Annotated in this window: 19 protein-coding genes; 16 read left to right on the top strand and 3 right to left on the bottom strand. The window is 41.2% G+C overall.

The genetic code is table 11. The annotated features are described in order from the left end of the window. The first annotated feature begins 45 nt into the window (after window positions 1–45). A complete protein-coding gene (locus tag AC0L46_RS01025; protein ID WP_414682412.1) occupies window positions 46–519 on the top strand; it encodes an Lrp/AsnC family transcriptional regulator in 474 nt (157 codons plus the stop codon). A 96-nt stretch (window positions 520–615) separates the two neighbouring features. Continuing rightward, window positions 616–1,224 (top strand): GTP cyclohydrolase II, encoded by a 609-nt coding sequence (gene ribA, locus AC0L46_RS01020; protein WP_414682411.1) that lies wholly within the window; start codon window positions 616–618, stop codon window positions 1,222–1,224. 109 nt (window positions 1,225–1,333) lie between these two features. Here ribA and AC0L46_RS01015 read toward each other — a convergent pair whose 3' ends face one another. After that, window positions 1,334–2,557: a DEAD/DEAH box helicase gene (locus tag AC0L46_RS01015; protein ID WP_473505105.1), complete on the bottom strand. Its 1,224-nt coding sequence runs from the start codon at window positions 2,555–2,557 to the stop codon at window positions 1,334–1,336. A 254-nt stretch (window positions 2,558–2,811) separates the two neighbouring features. Between AC0L46_RS01015 and AC0L46_RS01010 the strand changes: the two genes are divergently transcribed. The 3 genes from AC0L46_RS01010 (at window position 2,812) to AC0L46_RS01000 (ending at window position 5,300) form a co-directional block, all read left to right on the top strand. Next, complete coding sequence (locus AC0L46_RS01010) at window positions 2,812–3,657, top strand: polysaccharide lyase family 7 protein (protein ID WP_473505103.1); 846 nt, start codon at window positions 2,812–2,814, stop codon at window positions 3,655–3,657. A gap of 169 nt (window positions 3,658–3,826) precedes the next feature. Beyond that, the gene (locus AC0L46_RS01005; RefSeq protein ID WP_317003869.1) at window positions 3,827–4,387 is read left to right on the top strand and encodes a DUF1415 domain-containing protein; all 561 of its coding nucleotides are present in this window, start codon (window positions 3,827–3,829) and stop codon (window positions 4,385–4,387) included. Window positions 4,388–4,466: 79 nt separating this feature from the next. Continuing rightward, a complete protein-coding gene (locus tag AC0L46_RS01000; RefSeq protein ID WP_473505101.1) occupies window positions 4,467–5,300 on the top strand; it encodes a CvfB family protein in 834 nt (277 codons plus the stop codon). Between the two features lie 66 nt (window positions 5,301–5,366). Here AC0L46_RS01000 and AC0L46_RS00995 read toward each other — a convergent pair whose 3' ends face one another. Next, window positions 5,367–6,317 carry a ketopantoate reductase family protein gene (locus AC0L46_RS00995; RefSeq protein ID WP_473505099.1) on the bottom strand — a complete coding sequence of 317 codons (951 nt, stop codon included), beginning with the start codon at window positions 6,315–6,317 and terminating at the stop codon, window positions 5,367–5,369. Between the two features lie 84 nt (window positions 6,318–6,401). Between AC0L46_RS00995 and AC0L46_RS00990 the strand changes: the two genes are divergently transcribed. Next, the gene (locus AC0L46_RS00990) at window positions 6,402–6,887 is read left to right on the top strand and encodes a YajQ family cyclic di-GMP-binding protein (RefSeq protein ID WP_317003872.1); all 486 of its coding nucleotides are present in this window, start codon (window positions 6,402–6,404) and stop codon (window positions 6,885–6,887) included. 61 nt (window positions 6,888–6,948) lie between these two features. Here the strand turns inward: AC0L46_RS00990 and AC0L46_RS00985 are convergent, their stop codons facing one another. Beyond that, on the bottom strand, window positions 6,949–7,269 hold the full coding sequence (locus tag AC0L46_RS00985; RefSeq protein WP_473505097.1) for an MGMT family protein: 321 nt from the start codon (window positions 7,267–7,269) through the stop codon (window positions 6,949–6,951). A gap of 60 nt (window positions 7,270–7,329) precedes the next feature. Here AC0L46_RS00985 and AC0L46_RS00980 point away from each other — a divergent pair, with 60 nt between their 5' ends. The 10 genes from AC0L46_RS00980 (at window position 7,330) to accD (ending at window position 17,499) form a co-directional block, all read left to right on the top strand. Further along, window positions 7,330–7,800: an FxsA family protein gene (locus AC0L46_RS00980; protein ID WP_317003875.1), complete on the top strand. Its 471-nt coding sequence runs from the start codon at window positions 7,330–7,332 to the stop codon at window positions 7,798–7,800. 129 nt (window positions 7,801–7,929) lie between these two features. After that, window positions 7,930–8,220, top strand: coding sequence for a co-chaperone GroES (locus AC0L46_RS00975; protein ID WP_317005984.1), 291 nt, complete (start codon window positions 7,930–7,932; stop codon window positions 8,218–8,220). Window positions 8,221–8,280: 60 nt separating this feature from the next. Next, complete coding sequence (groL, locus tag AC0L46_RS00970) at window positions 8,281–9,927, top strand: chaperonin GroEL (RefSeq protein WP_414682404.1); 1,647 nt, start codon at window positions 8,281–8,283, stop codon at window positions 9,925–9,927. Window positions 9,928–10,085: 158 nt separating this feature from the next. Next, complete coding sequence (locus AC0L46_RS00965; protein WP_473505094.1) at window positions 10,086–10,820, top strand: EAL domain-containing protein; 735 nt, start codon at window positions 10,086–10,088, stop codon at window positions 10,818–10,820. A 148-nt stretch (window positions 10,821–10,968) separates the two neighbouring features. After that, complete coding sequence (locus tag AC0L46_RS00960; protein ID WP_473505092.1) at window positions 10,969–13,176, top strand: motility hub landmark protein FimV; 2,208 nt, start codon at window positions 10,969–10,971, stop codon at window positions 13,174–13,176. After that, window positions 13,169–13,993, top strand: coding sequence for a tRNA pseudouridine(38-40) synthase TruA (gene truA, locus AC0L46_RS00955; protein ID WP_473505090.1), 825 nt, complete (start codon window positions 13,169–13,171; stop codon window positions 13,991–13,993). Before AC0L46_RS00960 ends, truA begins: the two co-directional genes overlap by 8 nt. Next, the gene (locus AC0L46_RS00950) at window positions 13,977–14,594 is read left to right on the top strand and encodes a phosphoribosylanthranilate isomerase (protein ID WP_473505088.1); all 618 of its coding nucleotides are present in this window, start codon (window positions 13,977–13,979) and stop codon (window positions 14,592–14,594) included. Before truA ends, AC0L46_RS00950 begins: the two co-directional genes overlap by 17 nt. Further along, window positions 14,587–15,798: a tryptophan synthase subunit beta gene (gene trpB / locus AC0L46_RS00945; protein WP_473505086.1), complete on the top strand. Its 1,212-nt coding sequence runs from the start codon at window positions 14,587–14,589 to the stop codon at window positions 15,796–15,798. Before AC0L46_RS00950 ends, trpB begins: the two co-directional genes overlap by 8 nt. Continuing rightward, window positions 15,795–16,601 carry a tryptophan synthase subunit alpha gene (gene trpA, locus AC0L46_RS00940; RefSeq protein ID WP_473505084.1) on the top strand — a complete coding sequence of 269 codons (807 nt, stop codon included), beginning with the start codon at window positions 15,795–15,797 and terminating at the stop codon, window positions 16,599–16,601. Before trpB ends, trpA begins: the two co-directional genes overlap by 4 nt. Before the next feature lie 31 nt (window positions 16,602–16,632). After that, a complete protein-coding gene (gene accD, locus AC0L46_RS00935) occupies window positions 16,633–17,499 on the top strand; it encodes an acetyl-CoA carboxylase, carboxyltransferase subunit beta (RefSeq protein ID WP_473505082.1) in 867 nt (288 codons plus the stop codon). Window positions 17,500–17,503: the final 4 nt, after the last annotated feature.

Raw genomic sequence — 17,503 nt, 5'->3', positions numbered from 1 at the left:
ATATTGCGTATAAATTAATAATTTTGGTAATTAAGGTTTATTGATATGGGCTTTGATAAAATTGATTTGAATATATTGCAAGAATTACAGCAAGATTCTAGCTTAACAAATCAGGAGTTAGCGGATCGTGTAGGACTTTCTGCCTCTCCTTGTTTGCGAAGAGTGAAGGCATTAGAAGAAAGTGGAGTAATTGACCGAAAAGTAACCATTTTAAAACGCTCTAGTTTGGGATTGAAGCTGACAGCATTTCTTCAAATTAGCATGGATAGACACACGCCTGATCGATTTAGCGTTTTTGAAGAAGAAGTAAATGATTTCCCTGAAGTTCGAAACTGTAACTTGGTGACGGGGCAGAATTGTGACTATTTATTGGAAGTTGTGGTGGAGGACATGGAAACTTACCATGATTTTCTATTAGGAAAACTAACACGCATCCCTGGTGTTACAGGTGTTCAGTCCAGTTTTTTGTTGCGTAGCGTAAAAGAAAGTACGGCTTTACCACTAAAGCATTTACTGTGAATTAAATGTTATACTATAACTGCCCATTGAATTATGAAGTTATGACCTAATAAATGGACGATCGATTGAATAAAAGTCCCTATAAAGAGAAGCAGTATGAGTGATTTAACAATTAAGCGTCAGGTAATGATTCCTGTGAGGGCGGGAGACGTGATGGCCGAGTTTATTTCCTTTGATGGAGATGATTCTGGTAAAGAACATATAGGGATTTACTTTAAAGGTGAAGAGCCTAAAGCAGAAGATTATGTTCCATTGGTACGGTTGCATTCTGAATGTTTGACTGGCGATATCTTTGGCTCTGGTCGTTGTGACTGTGGTGAACAGTTAGATGAGGCGATTGATCGCATTAATGAAGAAGGTGGCTACATTCTGTATTTGCGCCAAGAAGGCCGAGGAATTGGTTTGTATGCCAAGCTAGAAGCCTATGCTCTACAAGATCAAGGTTATGATACTTATCAAGCGAATGAAATGTTGCATTTGCCTGATGATGGCCGCGATTTTGGTATTGCTGCCAAGATGCTTGAAGCATTGGGAGTTTCTAAAGTTAGATTATTGACGAATAATCCAGATAAAGCTCAACAGCTGACGGATAATGGTATTGACGTCGCTGAGCTAGTGCCAACGAAAGTGCATGTTAATCAACACAATCGTCAGTATTTAGAGACAAAAGCTAAGCGTAAACTGCATACTTTGAAATTTGATTAAAGCACTGAAATTCAGTGTTTTAGAGTAATAAAAAAGGCAATCATAAGATTGCCTTTTTTATTGATTTTTATGTTAGCAATTTTGAGCTATTCGCTGAATGATCAAAAGATTACTTGGCGCTTTTCTTGGCTGACTTAGCCAGCGCTTTCTTCTTTTTGCCTTTCTTAGCACTTGGTGAGCGTGTTTTTGTTTTAGGTTCAAGGCCTTCAATTCGACCAAATTTTATATTGGCTTGCATGAATCGCTGAATCTTTTCAATCATTGGTAGATCGTTGATATCAATTAAAGATATGCAATCGCCAGGTGCGCCTTCGCGAGATGCTCGGCCAGCGCGGTGAATGTAAGAATCTGCTTTGCGAGGTAGTCGTAAATTAATCACTGTGTTGATTTCAGGGAGATCGATACCACGAGAGGCAACATCGGTTGCGACTAACACTTGCAAACGCCCGCGCTTCATTTGCTTCATATGTTCGCTGCGATCGCCTTGTTTCATTTCGCCATGCAATCCGTCACACATTAGATTCATGTTACGAACACGCTGTACCCACACATCTACGTGCTCACGGTTTGAAACAAACAATACGGCTTGCTGTACACGCTCTTGCGTCAATAAGTGCTTTAGTACGGCTTCTTTATGTTCTTCGTTGTCCACACGATAAGCGATTTGGCGGATTTGGTTCGGTACTGTGCGAGAAGATTCACCTAGGCGAACTTGCTGTGTGTCACTCTTCAGTAAAGCACTGGCAAAACGCCCCATTTTTTCGCCTTCCAATGTGGCGGAAAACATCAGTGTTTGGTGTTCTTGTGGCAGCTCTTTTGCTAAGTGATTAATTGCATTAACAAAGCCCATGTCTAGCATGCGATCTGCTTCGTCGATAACAAAGTAAGATACGTCACTTAAATCAAGCCACTGTTTCTCGTCGAGTTCTACTAATCTTCCTGGTGTTGCAACCAAAATGTCGCACGGCTCACTAAGTTGCTGTTGCTGCATACCATAAGGTGTGCCACCAATAATGAGCTGTGAGGCTATACGTGTGTGCTGTGTTAATTGCTCAACCACATTAAAAATCTGACGAGCAAGTTCACGGCTTGGCGCAAGAATGAGTACTTTTGGCGCAGTTGTGGATTGTTCATCGCGATCAAGAATATGCTGGACTGCAGGTGCGCAAAAAGCGATGGTTTTTCCTGTTCCTGTTGGTGCTGTTGCAAGAAGGTCTGAACCATCAAGTGCAATTGGGATAGCTTGTTCTTGGATTTCTGTTGCTTCTTCAAAGCCTAAGTCGCTAATGGCTTGTTCTATGGTGAAATCCAGATCTAATTCAGCAAATGACATGTAAGTTCTCTGTAGCAGGATAAATAAAATGACTTGGTTCGCATGTCATTTCAAAGGGCTTAAATAAGTAGCTGTGAATGATACCCTGTTTTCCTTGTTTGCGAAATTGAAAGCCCACCAGAATCCATAAATCTTCATCAAGATGCAAAAAGCTACATAAAATTTTTTAATTGCTTCTAGTTGTCGGTCAAATTTATTTGTATGATGAATGGCTAGGCACAAGAAATTAATAAAAATAAATAGGGGATTACCCAATGAATCTTAATTTAATCAAAATGAGTAGCATTGCTACTGCCATCTTAGTTAGTGGTTCCGCGTTCGCTGTAGATCGTGTTGCACCTGTTGAGTACAGTCAATATCAGCCAATTCTAGCGGAATCAAAACTGCAAGTATCCGACCCTAATGGTAAATCCGGTAATAAGAGTGAAGTAGCAACTGACAGCGATTTTACGGGTGTTGTGAGTGAGCACTTTTATGTGGATAAAGCGACCGAGTCTCTTGTTTTTAACATGACGGGTTATAAAAACCGTAGTGAAGTTCGCATTCTTGATAACTTCGATACGTCTTTACCGAACACTTTCTATCACCTTACTGCTGACTTGATGCCAATCAATCCTCGCGAGTCTGTGAAAAATAGTGAATCCAAAAATGACGCTATGACTTTCTTGCAAGTGCATAACAGTGGTAATGGCGAAAGTCCTCGCGGAACGAGCGGTGAAGGTTACATACCTCATCCACTAATGCGTGTTGTCTATGAAGCTGAACGTAGTGGTAAAAAAGACCATTATTGGGCAATTATCAAAAACAATGCTGTAGATTGTGGCTCGAAGAGTGGTAACAAAGGAACGACTGAATGTAAGAATGCTTACATCAAATTAGATTTGGGGCCGGTTGATCCTAAAGCGCCAACGCATTTTGATATCGTAGTCGGTAATTCTAAAATGCTTATAAATGTAAACGGTGAAACGAAAGTTAATCATGACATTAGCTACTGGAAACATTTGCACAGCTACTTCAAAGCAGGCGTGTATAACCAATTTAAAAACGGTACCAGTGAAGTTCACTTCAAGTCTCTTGAGTACAAAATCGAGAACAAATAGTTAGTGTTTTAAGTAATGGCTACTTTCATATCGCATGAAAGTAGCCATTTTCTTTTTAGCCTTTTTTACCTTCTTTTCTTTATTTGCTCATGCTTTCAGGCATTGATGTTAGACCCTCCCTAAGCTTTGCTCTAAAATACCTTAAAATAATTTAATAAGAAGATGCGCTATGTTGCTATCAGATGAATTAGTCATTGCTCAAACGACGAGTTGGGTTAAAGATTTTATTGTGGCATTGAATGTTTGCCCATTTGCCAAGCGCGAAGTGGAGAAGGAAAGTGTTCGTTTTGTTGTGCTTCGCTCCAAAAAAGTGGAAGTGGCTTTAGAGGAGTTAATGGCAGAAGTTCAATGGCTGGATGAGCACCCTGAAACGGAAACTACCTTGCTGATTTTTCCTACTTTATTTAAAGGATTTCATCGCTATTTGGATTTTGTCGAGACAGCAGAAGACCTGATGTTTGATCAAGGTTGTGAAGGCGTTTATCAGCTTGCTACTTTTCACCCTGATTATTGTTTTTCTGGTGCTGAGCCAGATGACGTATCGAATTATACAAATCGCTCGCCTTATCCTATGCTGCATCTATTAAGAGAAAATAGCTTAGATAAAGCCATTGAGTTTTATGGTGATACCTCTGAAATACCAAATCAAAATATTGATAAAATGGAATCCCTTGGCAAAGCTAAGTTAGATGATATGTTTGCAAATTGTATGAAAGCGAATGATGACTGATTTTAGAATCTAAAAGCGTTCCTGTTGCGCTTACTTGTGAAGTGCGTATAGTGCGAAAAAAATATTTGCCGGAGAAATTATGGCTACACAAATTGGGCGCTTAAACACATTAAGAGTCGTTAAAGAGAAAGATTTCGGTGTTTATCTGGATGCAGAAGAGCTGGGCGAAATTCTATTGCCGAAACGCTATGTTCCTAAAAATATTACCTTAGACCAAGAGATTGAAGTCTTTGTTTATCTGGATTCAGATGACAAGCTGATTGCAACAACCGATTTCCCTAAGGCGCAGGTTGGTGAGTTTGCCGCATTAACAGCGGTGGCAGTGAATCAAGTAGGCGCTTTTTTTGATTGGGGTTTGCCTAAAGATTTACTTGTGCCTTTTAGTCAGCAAAAAAACCGAGTAGAAGAGGGCGAAACCCATTTACTTTTTATCTACTTGGATAATATTACCAATCGAATTGTCGCAACGACAAAGGTCGATGCGCTGCTAAACAGAGAAGAAGCGCCTTATCGTGTGGGCGATAAAGTGTCTATTGTGATTGGTGATAAAACCAATATCGGTTTCAAGTGTGTTATCGATAATCGATTCTGGGGCGTTCTGTTTTTTGAAGATGCTTTTAGGCAGTTGCGAAAAGGAGAGAAAACTACCGGCTTTATTAAGCAAATGCGTGAAGACGGCAAGATAGATTTGAGTCTTCAGGAAGTAGGCTATAAAAAAGTTCGTAACATTTTAGATGATGTTCTGGATTACCTTGATGCACAAGGTGGAGAATCACCTTTAACGGATAAAGCTTCACCAGAAGCCATTTATGCTGTGTTTAAAGTCAGTAAAGCAACATACAAAAAAGCTTTAGGTGCACTTTATAAAGATAAGAAAATTTTGCTAACAAAAGAAAAAGTAACCAAACTCTAGTTCGGTCTATTGTTTGATTCTGTCGAAGATGCTTTTGTCTGCGAATGAGAAGCTACTAAGTAAGACTTAGTAGCTTTTTTTGCTTTCTTCGCGTTGCTCTGGGAAGGCGATACCCTTGTAGAGTAACTCTTGAATGGGTAGTTCGATGGGGCTGTTTTTGATTAAAAAACCAGAAATAAACTCATTTTCTGTCGGGCGATCTTGTCTTATGTCTTCGTACATTGAAGAGCGATTGAGTCGAGTGAGTTGGGCGATGGTATTCACGCGATTCTTTAAATTATCGGAAGTTAAGTGCTGACTTTGTTCCACATAATCAAATTTGGAATGAGAGAAGACACCAGCCAATTCATCGGTTATTGCCTCAAGCAACGGCTTATATTCTTCGTTTAAAATGTCGCCGTTATGCATTGAGAAGAGTGCTGTCATGGGGTTTATGGTGGCATTGACTGCAAGTTTTTCGATGATTTTTTGGTGTATGTTAGCGACAGTCAAATGACTCAATGGAAATATGCGAGCAGGATCGGTGGGCGTCCATTGACCAAAGTAAGTGTCCCCAAGGCCAGTATGTTTTACGTGGTTGGAGTCTAGTTTTAAAACACCTTCACTTGTTACGCCAGCCCATAAAGTTTGGTTTTCCGATAAGGTATTTTGTAGTTCGTCTTGTGCGCCTATGCCGTTACATAGGCATGCAATATTGGCGTCTTCCGATACTTTTGATGCGATTTGCAGGAAAGCGCTTTTTAAATCGAAGGATTTAGTGCACAACATGACTTTGTTGTAGTTTTCGATGCTGTCTTGCTCTAAAAGTTTTTGGGCGGTAAAGCTTTTGATCTTATGCTCGGATCGAATGCTTTCATTTTGCTCCGTGGTATCCGGTAGGGAATCTAATGTGATTTTTTTTCCTGGGTTTTCTGAACGATATACGAGATGTACTTTGTGACCGAGCGCTTGTAGCTTACAGGCCCAGAAAAGGCCTATAGCACCGGCACCTACGATAAGCCAAGGTGTATTCTTCATAATAGGTTCCATTAGGTATTTTGTTTCAATCCCTGCTATTATCGCTCCAAAAATACATGATTGGAAATGCAAAGGAGTAAAAAAATGCCATCATTTGATGTCGTTTCTGAGCTAGATTGGCACGAAGTCAGCAATGCAGTTGATCAAGCCAATAGAGAAATTACAACACGTTATGATTTCAAAGGTGTTAAGGCAAGTTACGAAGTTAAAGACAAATCAAGTGTCGTAATGGAAGCAGAGGCTGAGCCTCAACTTCGTCAAATGTCTGACATTTTGAATCAAAAACTGGTTAAGCGTGGTATAGATTTAAAAAGTTTAGAAAAAGAAGCCGTGGAAAAAGGCAACATGCGTGCCTCTCAAGCAGTAAGAATGAAAGAGGGTCTTGAGACGGACGAAGCTAAAAAAATCGTTAAAATGATTAAAGAGAGCAAGATTAAAGTTCAGGCTCAAATTCAAGGCGATCAACTTCGTGTGACTGGAAAAAAACGTGATGACTTGCAACAAGTTATGGCGTTGCTGCGCGGCGCTGATCTTGCTCAGCCAGTACAATTTACCAACTTTAGAGATTAATTTCTAAATTCTTGTTACGAAAGGAGGGCTGTAATTAGCGCTCCTTTTATCCTCTCTCTTTTTACTTGTGGTTGGTCAAATCATTGATCATCAGCTTGTTTCCAACGATTACCCAACCTTCGTCTTCAAGTTTTGTTCGCTGCCTCAAGTAAGCGTCAGTGTTCTCTGCGAAGCTGATTTTTCTTTGTGAATTAACCACTCGAAACCAAGGGAGCTTAGTGTCCTTAGGTAAAAGTTTCATTAATCTGCCAACTTGTCTTGCGTAGCCAGGAAACCCTGCTTGCTTAGCAAGTTCACCATAGCTGATGTATTCTCCTGAGGGGATTTCACTCAAAATAAGCAGTACTTGAGATTTAAAGTGCTCCATTGCTTGATTAGTCACTGGTTTGCCCATAGATAGAAGTTAATTGTTGGATTTAAGCATAAAACAAAGAAGGTTTTCATGAGATTTGCTCTATTAATATTTATTTTGGTTCCTATCGTTGAAATGACTGTGTTAATTCAAGTTGGCAGTGAAATAGGGGCGTTAGCAACAATTGGTTTGGTATTCCTTACTGCTATTTTAGGTGTGACACTGATCCGTAAGCAGGGTTTAGAAACCTCCTTAAAAGCTCAAGAGAAAATGCGCCGTGGCGAATTGCCTGCATCGGAAGTCGCGGAAGGCTTGATGCTTATTTTTGCTGGTTTGTGTTTATTAATTCCTGGATTTGTTACTGATGCTATGGGTGCTTTGTTGCTAGTTCCTCCATTGAGAAAATTGTTTGCTGCTGGACTTATTGTGAAATTCATTAGTTCCATGATGGCGAAAAGCACTCAGTGGCGAGGTGGCCAAGCTTATTCATCAGAAGAAAATGGCGAAATCATTGAGGGTGAATACGTGAATGAAGAAAATGATTTAATAGATAAAAAATAATTTTAATTTGGTGGGTTGAATTCCAAATTACTAACCGTATATAGAAGCTCGATAGAGATTCTCGCTTGTAAGCGAGATAAGTCCTGCCAGGGGATTCCTGGTATTGTTTTAAATTGGAGAAAATGATTGATGAATATTCGTCCTTTGCACGATCGTGTCGTTGTTCGCCGTAAAGAAGAAGAGACAACAACCGCATCTGGTATCGTTCTACCTGGATCTGCAACAGAAAAACCTACGCAAGGCGAGGTTTTGGCTGTAGGCACTGGTCGTATTCAATCCAACGGTGACGTAAGAGCGCTTGCTGTTAACGTTGGTGACACTGTGTTGTTTGGTCAATACTCTGGTCAAACAGTGAAGATCAATGGTGAAGAACTACTTATTATGAAAGAAGAAGAAATCTACGGCATTGTTGAAGCCTAGTTTCTCTTTGTAGTTCATATTCGATTTGTAACATTTAAAACAGTTTAAAGGTATTACAGAATGTCAGCTAAAGAAGTTAAATTCGGAGACAGCGCTCGTCAACAAATGTTGAAAGGCGTAAACGTTCTTGCAGACGCCGTTAAGGTGACTCTTGGGCCTAAAGGCCGTAACGTTGTTATTGAAAAATCTTTTGGTTCACCACTTGTGACAAAAGACGGCGTAACCGTAGCGAAAGAAATCGAACTAGAAAATAAGTTCGAAAATATGGGCGCTCAAATGGTTAAAGAAGTTGCATCACAAGCAAATGATGTAGCAGGTGACGGTACAACAACAGCAACTGTTTTGGCTCAAGCGCTAGTAACGGAAGGTCTTAAGTCTGTTGCTGCAGGTCGTAACCCAATGGATCTTAAACGCGGTATCGATAAAGCAGCTGAAGCGGTTGTAAAAGAAATCGCAGCATTGTCTACACCTTGTGCAGATACCAAAGCAGTTGAGCAAGTTGGTACTATTTCAGCTAACTCTGATGCGTCTGTTGGTAAGATCATTGCAGAAGCAATGGAGCGTGTTGGTAAAGAAGGTGTTATTACGGTTGAAGAAGGTTCAGGCTTCGATGATGAGCTTGCAGTAGTTGAAGGTATGCAGTTTGATCGCGGCTACCTATCTCCTTACTTCATTAATAACCAAGAAACTATGAGTGCGGAATTAGAAAACCCATTCATTCTTTTGGTTGACAAAAAAATCTCTAACATCCGTGATTTGCTACCAGTATTGGAAGGTGTTGCAAAAGCATCTCGCCCATTATTGATCATCGCTGAAGATGTTGAGGGCGAAGCATTGGCAACCTTGGTTGTTAACAGCATGCGCGGAATCGTTAAAGTTGCAGCAGCTAAAGCGCCTGGCTTTGGTGATCGTCGTAAAGCAATGTTAGAAGATATCGCAATTCTAACAGGTGCGACGGTTGTATCTGAAGAAGTAGGTATGACGCTTGAAGGCACTACTCTTGAGCAACTAGGTACGGCTAAGCGTGTTACTTTGACAAAAGAAAGTACAACGATTGTTGATGGTGCTGGCGTTGAGTCAAACATCAAAGGTCGTGTTGAGCAAATTCGTGCAGAAATTGCGAACTCTTCTTCTGAATACGACAAAGAAAAACTTCAAGAGCGCGTTGCTAAATTAGCGGGCGGTGTTGCTGTTATTAAGATTGGTGCAGCAACTGAAGTGGCAATGAAAGAGAAAAAAGCTCGTGTAGACGACGCTCTTCACGCTACTCGTGCAGCGGTTGAAGAAGGTGTTGTTGCGGGTGGTGGTGTTGCGCTTGTTCGCGCTTTGACAAAAGTTATCGACCTGCAAGGTGATAACGAAGATCAAAATGTTGGTATCGCTCTTGCTCTACGTGCGATGGAAGCGCCAATGCGTCAAATCGTAACTAACGCAGGTGATGAAGCCTCTGTTGTTGTCGATAAAGTTAAGCAAGGCGAAGGTAACTATGGTTACAACGCTGCGACTGGCGAATACGGCGACATGTTGGAAATGGGTATCCTAGATCCAGCGAAAGTGACACGTTCTGCACTTCAAGCCGCGGCATCTGTTGCTGGTCTAATGATCACAACTGAAGCAATGATTGCTGAACTGCCGAAAGAAGAATCTGCTGGCATGCCTGATATGGGTGGCATGGGCGGTATGGGTGGCATGGGCGGGATGATGTGATCCCTCTCTAACCCAGAGCTACTTAAGAAAGCCTCGCGTAAGCGGGGCTTTTTTATTTGGCTTTATTTTTATTAACTGTATGAAATAAAAGAAAATTATAGTCATTTGGTTGCGTTTTTTGTAATCTACAACCTTTAATGAGATTCATTCTTTTTTAGGTGGTTGTTTTGATGGGGCATGTTTCGCAAGAAATTTTATTGGAGCTGTTAGAGGCTAAGCGCTTTGGTGTCGAGTATCAGCCTATTGTTGAGCTGAAAACAGGAGATACTTTTGCTTACGAGGCTTTGTCACGGTTTAAAGATTCTAATGGAAAGTTTATTCGTCCTGATTATGTGTATGCTTCTTTGCATGACAGCCCGTTATCCTTGTTTCAAGTTGAGCTTGCTCAGAAAAAAATTCAATTTGATCATTTATCAAAACAGCAGAAAGTTTTTGTTAATCTTGATCAGGATGCATTTTATGCTTCAGGCCAAAAAGAAGAAGATAATCCTTTTATTAAATTGATCGAGCAAACTGGGCGAGAGAGGGTTGTGGTTGAACTTATCGAAAACTCAGAGATGAGTGACGCTATTATGAGTCTATCCATGATTGAGGTATTCGATAAGTTACAGATAAAAACTGCGTTAGATGATTTGTGTAACCCTAAGTCAATGTTGTCGGTTTCTGTGTTGCAATTAGTGGAATGGATTAAGCTAGATAGGTATGTTTTGCAAAAGCGTGCAGATGTTAACTTCATGGTGTTTGTTTCTAAGATAATAGATTTTGCTCATGTGACTGGGAAAAAGGTAGTCTTGGAAGGAATTGAGAGTGAAGAAGATGTGCTTTTTGCTCGATCGATAGGTGCGGATTTTGTTCAGGGCTTTTACTATCGCGATCGTTTTTTGAATTATTAATGGGCTTCTTAACCATTAAAAATGACTTTTTAGTGCTTCACCTTACTATAGTGCAAACCATTGATTCTAAAGCTATTGATAAATGCTTACCTGTGTAAGATACTTGTTAATATATTCGCGTCCATATTTTGTAAATAAAGGGAAGATTATGCTCAGAAAAACCCTCATTAGTATTGCTGTTTCAGGAGCCTTGTATGTTTCTAACAGTTACGCATTGGAGTTGGGTGAGTTAACCTCTCAATCAAATTTGGATGAACCTTATCGTGGTCGAATTGAACTTTCTGATGTCGGCGCCTTAACAAGTGACGATATTCTGATTCGTTTGGGTAGTGAGAGTGAGTTCCGTCAAGCAGGGTTTTCTCCGACCAGAGTACTATCTCAATTGAGTTTTGAAGTGGCTCGTGAAAATGGAGAGCTTGTTGTTGAGGTTTCTTCAGTAACGCCATTGGAAGCTGATGAGCTGCACTTTATTTTGGCTGCACGCTGGCCAAGTGGCCAAGTCGTTAGAGAGTATCAAACACCACTCAATCAGTCTGCTCTAGTTGAAAAATCACAAGAAGAAGTGATTCAAGCAGCACAAGTTTCTGACTCAAGCGTCACAGAAGCTGCTTCTGGAACAGGCTCTGTTTTTCGAGACGCTACAGTTGAGGCAGAGAAACTGTCTCCAGCAAGACAATTAGACGTTGCAAAAGGAAACACGCTTTGGTCTATTGCTGATCAAAATCGTCCTACCAATCAATTAACCATCTATCAAACTATGATGGCGATTCAAGCCCTCAATAAAGATGCGTTTTATTCAGAAAATATTAACCTTTTAAAAGAAGGGGCTATTTTAAGACTTCCAACACAGGAGCAAATAGCACTCTTCAACAGAACCATTTCGCAAGAAGAGTTTCAGCGTCAACATGATGCTTGGATGGCTTTAAAAGCCTCTAATAATACAGGCAGTGTTGAGCAAGCTCAGCTTAATACTCAAGCGAATGCCAAAGCGGCAGCGACGGCAGCTGAAGCATCTGAAGATAAATTGACCTTGTCCTCAGGGCAAAGTTTATTGTCAGAGAGCACGGCGAGTTCAAATACTGGTGAAGCCAGCGATGCCACAATCAATGCATTACAGACTGAACTTTCAGCCTCTCAAGAGTTGTTAGATAAAGAGCAACGAGAGAAGGGTGAGCTTTCTAGTCAGTTAGGTGAGTTAAATGAACAACTGGCAACCCTAGAGCGATTGATTACTCTAAAAGATAAACAGCTAGCCGATTTACAGCAACAATTCGCTAGTGCTCAACAGGCGTTACAAGAGCAGAAAAATACAGTTGATCAGTTATTAGAAGCAGATCAGATCCGCCGTGAAAAAGAGCAAGCGGAAGCGGATTCTTTAGTTAATAAAATATTTGGCAATCCTATTATTGTGTCCATCGGTGCAGTGGTTTTATTGCTCTTTGGATTTTTAATCGGCTTGATCATGCGTCGCTCAGGAAAAGTGGTAGATGAGTCTACTGCTACGAAAAAAGACGAGTTTGATCTTTCTACAGCGACGGCTTCCGCTGCTGTAGCCGCACCAGTAATCGCAGATCAGGTGGTTGATACAGCAGATTCAGAAGATGATGTGCAAGAAGAAGATCCATTTGCTTTTGATTTTGATGTGGCAGATGAAGATGAGGATATCGATCACTTTGATTCTTTTGATGATGGCTTCTCTTCTGCTGATGAACCTGAACTAGTTGTCAATGAAGATACAGATTTTTCAGAAGACCCAGAGACTGAATTAGAAAGTGCTACAGAGGAAGAAGAAACTGACGAAGATGTGTTCGCTTCTTTTGAACAGACTGATGACTTACCTGAGCCATCGATAGATCTGAATGAAGAAAGTGACTTAGAAGAGTTTGTTGCTGATATTCCTACTATGGAACCTGAAGACATTGATGCTTTAACTGATTCTGATGATGACATAAGCAGTGAAGAAGCGTCTTTTGTGTCTAATCTGCTGGATGATTCTGAGCAAACAGATGTTGATGAGTCCGCTATTTTTAGTGGTATTCCAAACGATTCTCTTGCTAGTTCTATTGAAGAAACGCTTGCTGAAGCTCAATCAACTGATGATGAAATTGAAGTGCCTGCCTTTGGTGAAGCTGAAGCGGCGGAAGATAAAGAAGTCAGTGATGATGAAGAGGAATTTGACTTCTTTGACGCCAGTGGTGATGAAGTGGCAACTAAATTGGATTTAGCTCGAGCTTATATGGATATGGGAGATGAAGAGGGCGCGCGCGTCATCCTAGAAGATGTTGTTGAGTCGGGTAATGAAAAACAAATTGCTGAAGCGCAAAATATGATGGAGCGAATGTTCCCAAGTGACTAAAAAAGTTGTACTCGTTGTTGAATATAATGGCTCAGCCTACAAGGGCTGGCAGGCGCAAAAATTTGGTATTCCAAGTGTTCAAGAGAATTTAGAAAAAGCATTGGCGGTTATCACAAATCATCCGGTAAAGGTGATTTGTGCTGGCCGTACTGATTCTGGTGTTCATGCAAGTGCTCAAGTGGTTCATTTTGAAACAGACGTAGAGCGGAATGAGCGAGCATGGACATTAGGGGTTAATACTTACCTTCCATCCGATATCTCCGTAGTTGCTGCTCGTAATGTCTCAGATGATTTTCATGCTCGCTTTAGTGCTGTGAGCAGACGTTATCGATATGTTATTTATTCCTCAGATCTTCGTCCTGCGATTCTGGCAAAAGGCGTGACTTGGACTTATAAAAAGCTTGATTCCGATGCGATGAAAGAAGCGGCTAAAGTGTTTTTGGGAACTCATGATTTCACTTCTTTTCGTGCCGTAGGATGTCAGGCCAATACGCCAATTAGAACAGTATTAAACTTTAATGTTCAGAAATTAGGGCAGTACATTGTTTTAGATGTTCGAGCTAATGCCTTCTTGCATCATATGATTAGAAATTTTGCTGGTGTGCTCATGACGATTGGTGCAGGAGAAAAACCTGTATCTTGGGCAAAAGATGTTTTAGAAGCAAAGGATCGTTGTCAAGGAGGAATTACGGCACCACCAGATGGGCTTTATTTTGTTGATGCACAATACCCAGAATCCTTTAATGTACCGACAGCCCCTTTAGGTCCTCATTTTTTACCTTACATAGAAGAGCCTCCTTATGACTTGCCGCGTTAAGATTTGTGGTATTACAAACATAGACGATGCGTTAATGGCGTGTCGACATGGTGCTGACGCTTTGGGTTTTGTATTTTATGAAAAGAGCCCAAGATATGTTCCTCCTGATGTGGCGAACGTCATAGTTTCACAGTTACCTCCATTTGTTACTCCTGTTGCATTATTTGTTGATGCAGATGTCTCCATTATTGATTCTGTTGTGGGTGAAAACTCTCGCTGGGTTATTCAGTTTCATGGCTCCGAAAATGAGGTAGAATGCGCTTCATATAATCGCCCTTATATGAAAGCTTTGCGAGTAAAGGAAGGTGATGACATTGCCGCGTTGGTTGATCAGTACTCAACGGCAATGGCTATATTGCTGGATGCCTATAAACCAGGCGTTCCGGGGGGTACAGGGGAGCAGTTTGATTGGAGCTTAATTCCAGAAGAACTATCGAAGCCAATAGTCTTAGCTGGCGGTTTAACTCCGGAAAATATTGCCGAAGCAGTAGAGCAAGTTTCACCTTACGCTGTTGATGTAAGTGGTGGCGTAGAGTTATCTAAAGGCATCAAAAGCGAAAGCAAGGTTCAAAAATTTATTAGTGGAGCAAAATGTGGATAGCAAAGATATTAATCTAGATTTACCTGATTCTCATGGTCGCTTTGGTGCGTATGGTGGGGTATTTGTATCCGAAACCCTTATGTCTGCATTGGATGATCTTGCGAAAATGTACGATCGCTTATCTAAAGACGCTGAATTTCAAGCTGCGTTTGATTATGATTTAGCACACTACGTTGGTCGTCCATCACCACTGTATTTTGCAGAACGTCTGACTGAAAAAGCAGGCGGAGCAAAAATTTATCTAAAACGTGAAGATTTAAATCACACAGGCGCCCATAAAATAAACAACACAATTGGTCAGGCGTTATTGGCCAAACATATGGGTAAGCCAAATATTATTGCCGAAACTGGCGCTGGTCAGCATGGTGTTGCTTCCGCAACTGTTGCTGCGCGTTTAGGTTTGAAGTGTAAGGTTTTCATGGGGGCTGAAGACGTTCGCCGACAGTCTTTGAATGTTTATCGAATGAAATTGCTTGGTGCGGAAGTGGTGTCTGTTGAGTCAGGTACAAAAACACTTAAAGATGCATTAAACGAAGCCATGCGTTATTGGGTAGGCAATGTAGACGACACTTTCTATATTATTGGTACTGCGGCTGGCCCTCATCCTTATCCTAAATTAGTTAGAGACTTTCAGGCAGTTATTGGGCGTGAAACAAAAGCTCAGTGTATTGCGCATGAAGGACGACTGCCAGATGCTGTTGTGGCTTGCGTCGGCGGCGGTTCAAATGCAATAGGTATGTTCCATCCTTTTATCGAAGATGAAAGTGTGGCGATGTACGGTGTTGAAGCCGGCGGTGATGGAATTGAAACTGGTCGACATGCTGCACCTTTAAGTGCAGGGCGTCCAGGTGTATTGCATGGTAATCGAACTTATGTGATGGCAGACGATGATGGTCAAATCATAGGCACGCACTCTATTTCTGCAGGCTTGGATTACCCAGGTGTTGGTCCTGAGCATGCTTGGTTGAAAGATATCGGCCGTGCAAATTATGTGGCGATCAATGACGATGAAGCAATGGAGGGGTTCCGCGATTTAACTCGCTTAGAAGGAATTATGCCGGCCTTGGAATCAAGTCATGCTGTTGCTTACGGTATGAAATTGGCTGCGACAATGGAAAAAGATCAAATTGTTGTAATTAACCTTTCTGGTCGTGGTGATAAGGATATTCTTACTGTTGCAGAATTAGATGGGATAGAAGTATGAGCCGCATAAAACAATGTTTTGAAAATTTAAAAAAGTCTGGTAAAAAGGCGCTCATTCCGTATATTACCGCGGGAGATCCAGCACCGGGTTATACTGTTTCAATGATGCATTCTTTAGTGGCTTCTGGTGCTGATGTGATTGAAATCGGAATGCCGTTTTCAGATCCAATGGCAGATGGTCCAGTTATCCAATTGGCGTGTGAGCGTAGCTTAGCTGCTGGCACAAGTGTTAAGAAAGTTTTGCAGATCATTGCGGATTTTCGTGAGACAGATAAAGACACGCCAATTGTATTGATGGGGTATTTGAATCCAATCGAGTTTTTTGGATATCAAGCATTTGCCGACGCAGCAAATAAAGCTGGTGTTGATGGCATTTTATTAGTCGATCTGACTCCAGAAGAGGCGGCAGATGTAGTAGAATGCTTCCAGCAGAATGAAATTGATCTGATTTATTTGTTATCACCGACAACGACACCTGAACGCGCTAAGAAAATTTGTGATCTAGCATCAGGTTATGTGTATTACGTTTCTGTTAAAGGTGTAACGGGTTCCGCCGAATTAGATGTCGATAGCGTCAAAAATCATGTTGATTCATTGCGCACCGTAACTGATTTGCCGATTGGTGTTGGTTTCGGAATTCGAGATGCTAAAACCGCTGCTGCTGTTAGTAAGTGCGCCGATGGCGTCATTGTTGGCAGTGTTTTAGTAAATGCTATTGCGGAAAATAAAGACAGAGAAAAAGAATATATAGCTGACGCTTTAGGCGCTATTTTGGCACCAATGCGTAGTGAAATGGACGCTTAAGCGGCAGCAAACAAGTAATGTGGAGAAAAAAATGAGTAGTTGGCTAGATAAGTTTGTACCTTCCATTGTGCGCAGTGAATCGAAACGCGGCACATCAGGCTCTGTTCCTGAAGGCTTATGGAAGAAATGCCCAAAATGCGAAAACGTATTGTACCGCCCAGAATTAGAGAAGAACTTGGACGTTTGTCCTAAGTGTGAGCATCACCTTCGTGTTAGTGCTCGACGTCGTCTAGATATCTTCTTAGATAAAGAAGGCCGCTATGAAATCGCAGCCGATCTTGAGCCTGAAGATAAATTGAAGTTCAAAGATTCAAAACGTTATAAAGATCGTCTTGCTGATGCTCAAAAGAAAACAGGCGAAAAAGATGCATTGATCGCCATGCAAGGTGCACTAAATGGTATGCCAGTTGTGGCTGTTGCTTTTGAATTTAATTTCTTAGGCGGCTCTATGGGGGCAATTGTTGGCGAACGTTTCATTCAAGCTGTGAATGTTTGTTTAGAAAAACGAATCCCTCTAATTTGCTTCTCTGCAAGTGGTGGTGCTCGTATGCAAGAGGCATTGATTTCTTTGATGCAAATGGCGAAAACCAGTGCTGGTTTAGAGCGCATGAAGCAAGAAGGTATTCCTTATATCTCTGTTATGACAGATCCAGTATTTGGTGGTGTGTCGGCTTCTTTGGCTATGTTGGGTGATTTGAACGTTGCCGAGCCAAATGCTTTGATTGGTTTCGCAGGTCCTCGTGTTATCGAGCAAACTGTTCGTGAAAAACTACCTGAAGGTTTCCAGCGTAGTGAGTTCTTATTAGATAAGGGCGCATTGGATATGATTATTAAACGTTCAGAAATGCGTGATCGTTTACATAACATCCTATCGATACTGACGAACAAGGTTGCTTAATTAA

It is taken from the genome of Marinomonas sp. 15G6-16, from assembly GCF_055809555.1.
Note: the sequence above shows the minus strand (reverse complement) of the source record. Positions and strands in the feature narration are given on the sequence as shown.

Bases quoted from the DNA above. Each gene is read 5' to 3' on its own strand.
- AC0L46_RS01025 (WP_414682412.1), top strand. From the start codon at position 46: ATGGGCTTTGATAAAATTGATTTGAATATATTGCAAGAATTACAGCAA.
- accD (WP_473505082.1), top strand. From the start codon at position 16,633: ATGAGTAGTTGGCTAGATAAGTTTGTACCTTCCATTGTGCGCAGTGAA.
- AC0L46_RS00990 (WP_317003872.1), top strand. From the start codon at position 6,402: ATGCCATCATTTGATGTCGTTTCTGAGCTAGATTGGCACGAAGTCAGC.
- ribA (WP_414682411.1), top strand. From the start codon at position 616: ATGAGTGATTTAACAATTAAGCGTCAGGTAATGATTCCTGTGAGGGCG.
- groL (WP_414682404.1), top strand. From the start codon at position 8,281: ATGTCAGCTAAAGAAGTTAAATTCGGAGACAGCGCTCGTCAACAAATG.
- AC0L46_RS00950 (WP_473505088.1), top strand. From the start codon at position 13,977: ATGACTTGCCGCGTTAAGATTTGTGGTATTACAAACATAGACGATGCG.
- AC0L46_RS01005 (WP_317003869.1), top strand. From the start codon at position 3,827: ATGTTGCTATCAGATGAATTAGTCATTGCTCAAACGACGAGTTGGGTT.
- AC0L46_RS00980 (WP_317003875.1), top strand. From the start codon at position 7,330: ATGAGATTTGCTCTATTAATATTTATTTTGGTTCCTATCGTTGAAATG.
- AC0L46_RS01010 (WP_473505103.1), top strand. From the start codon at position 2,812: ATGAATCTTAATTTAATCAAAATGAGTAGCATTGCTACTGCCATCTTA.
- AC0L46_RS00960 (WP_473505092.1), top strand. From the start codon at position 10,969: ATGCTCAGAAAAACCCTCATTAGTATTGCTGTTTCAGGAGCCTTGTAT.
- AC0L46_RS00995 (WP_473505099.1), bottom strand. From the start codon at position 6,317: ATGAAGAATACACCTTGGCTTATCGTAGGTGCCGGTGCTATAGGCCTT.
- trpA (WP_473505084.1), top strand. From the start codon at position 15,795: ATGAGCCGCATAAAACAATGTTTTGAAAATTTAAAAAAGTCTGGTAAA.
- AC0L46_RS00975 (WP_317005984.1), top strand. From the start codon at position 7,930: ATGAATATTCGTCCTTTGCACGATCGTGTCGTTGTTCGCCGTAAAGAA.
- AC0L46_RS01000 (WP_473505101.1), top strand. From the start codon at position 4,467: ATGGCTACACAAATTGGGCGCTTAAACACATTAAGAGTCGTTAAAGAG.
- AC0L46_RS01015 (WP_473505105.1), bottom strand. From the start codon at position 2,557: ATGTCATTTGCTGAATTAGATCTGGATTTCACCATAGAACAAGCCATT.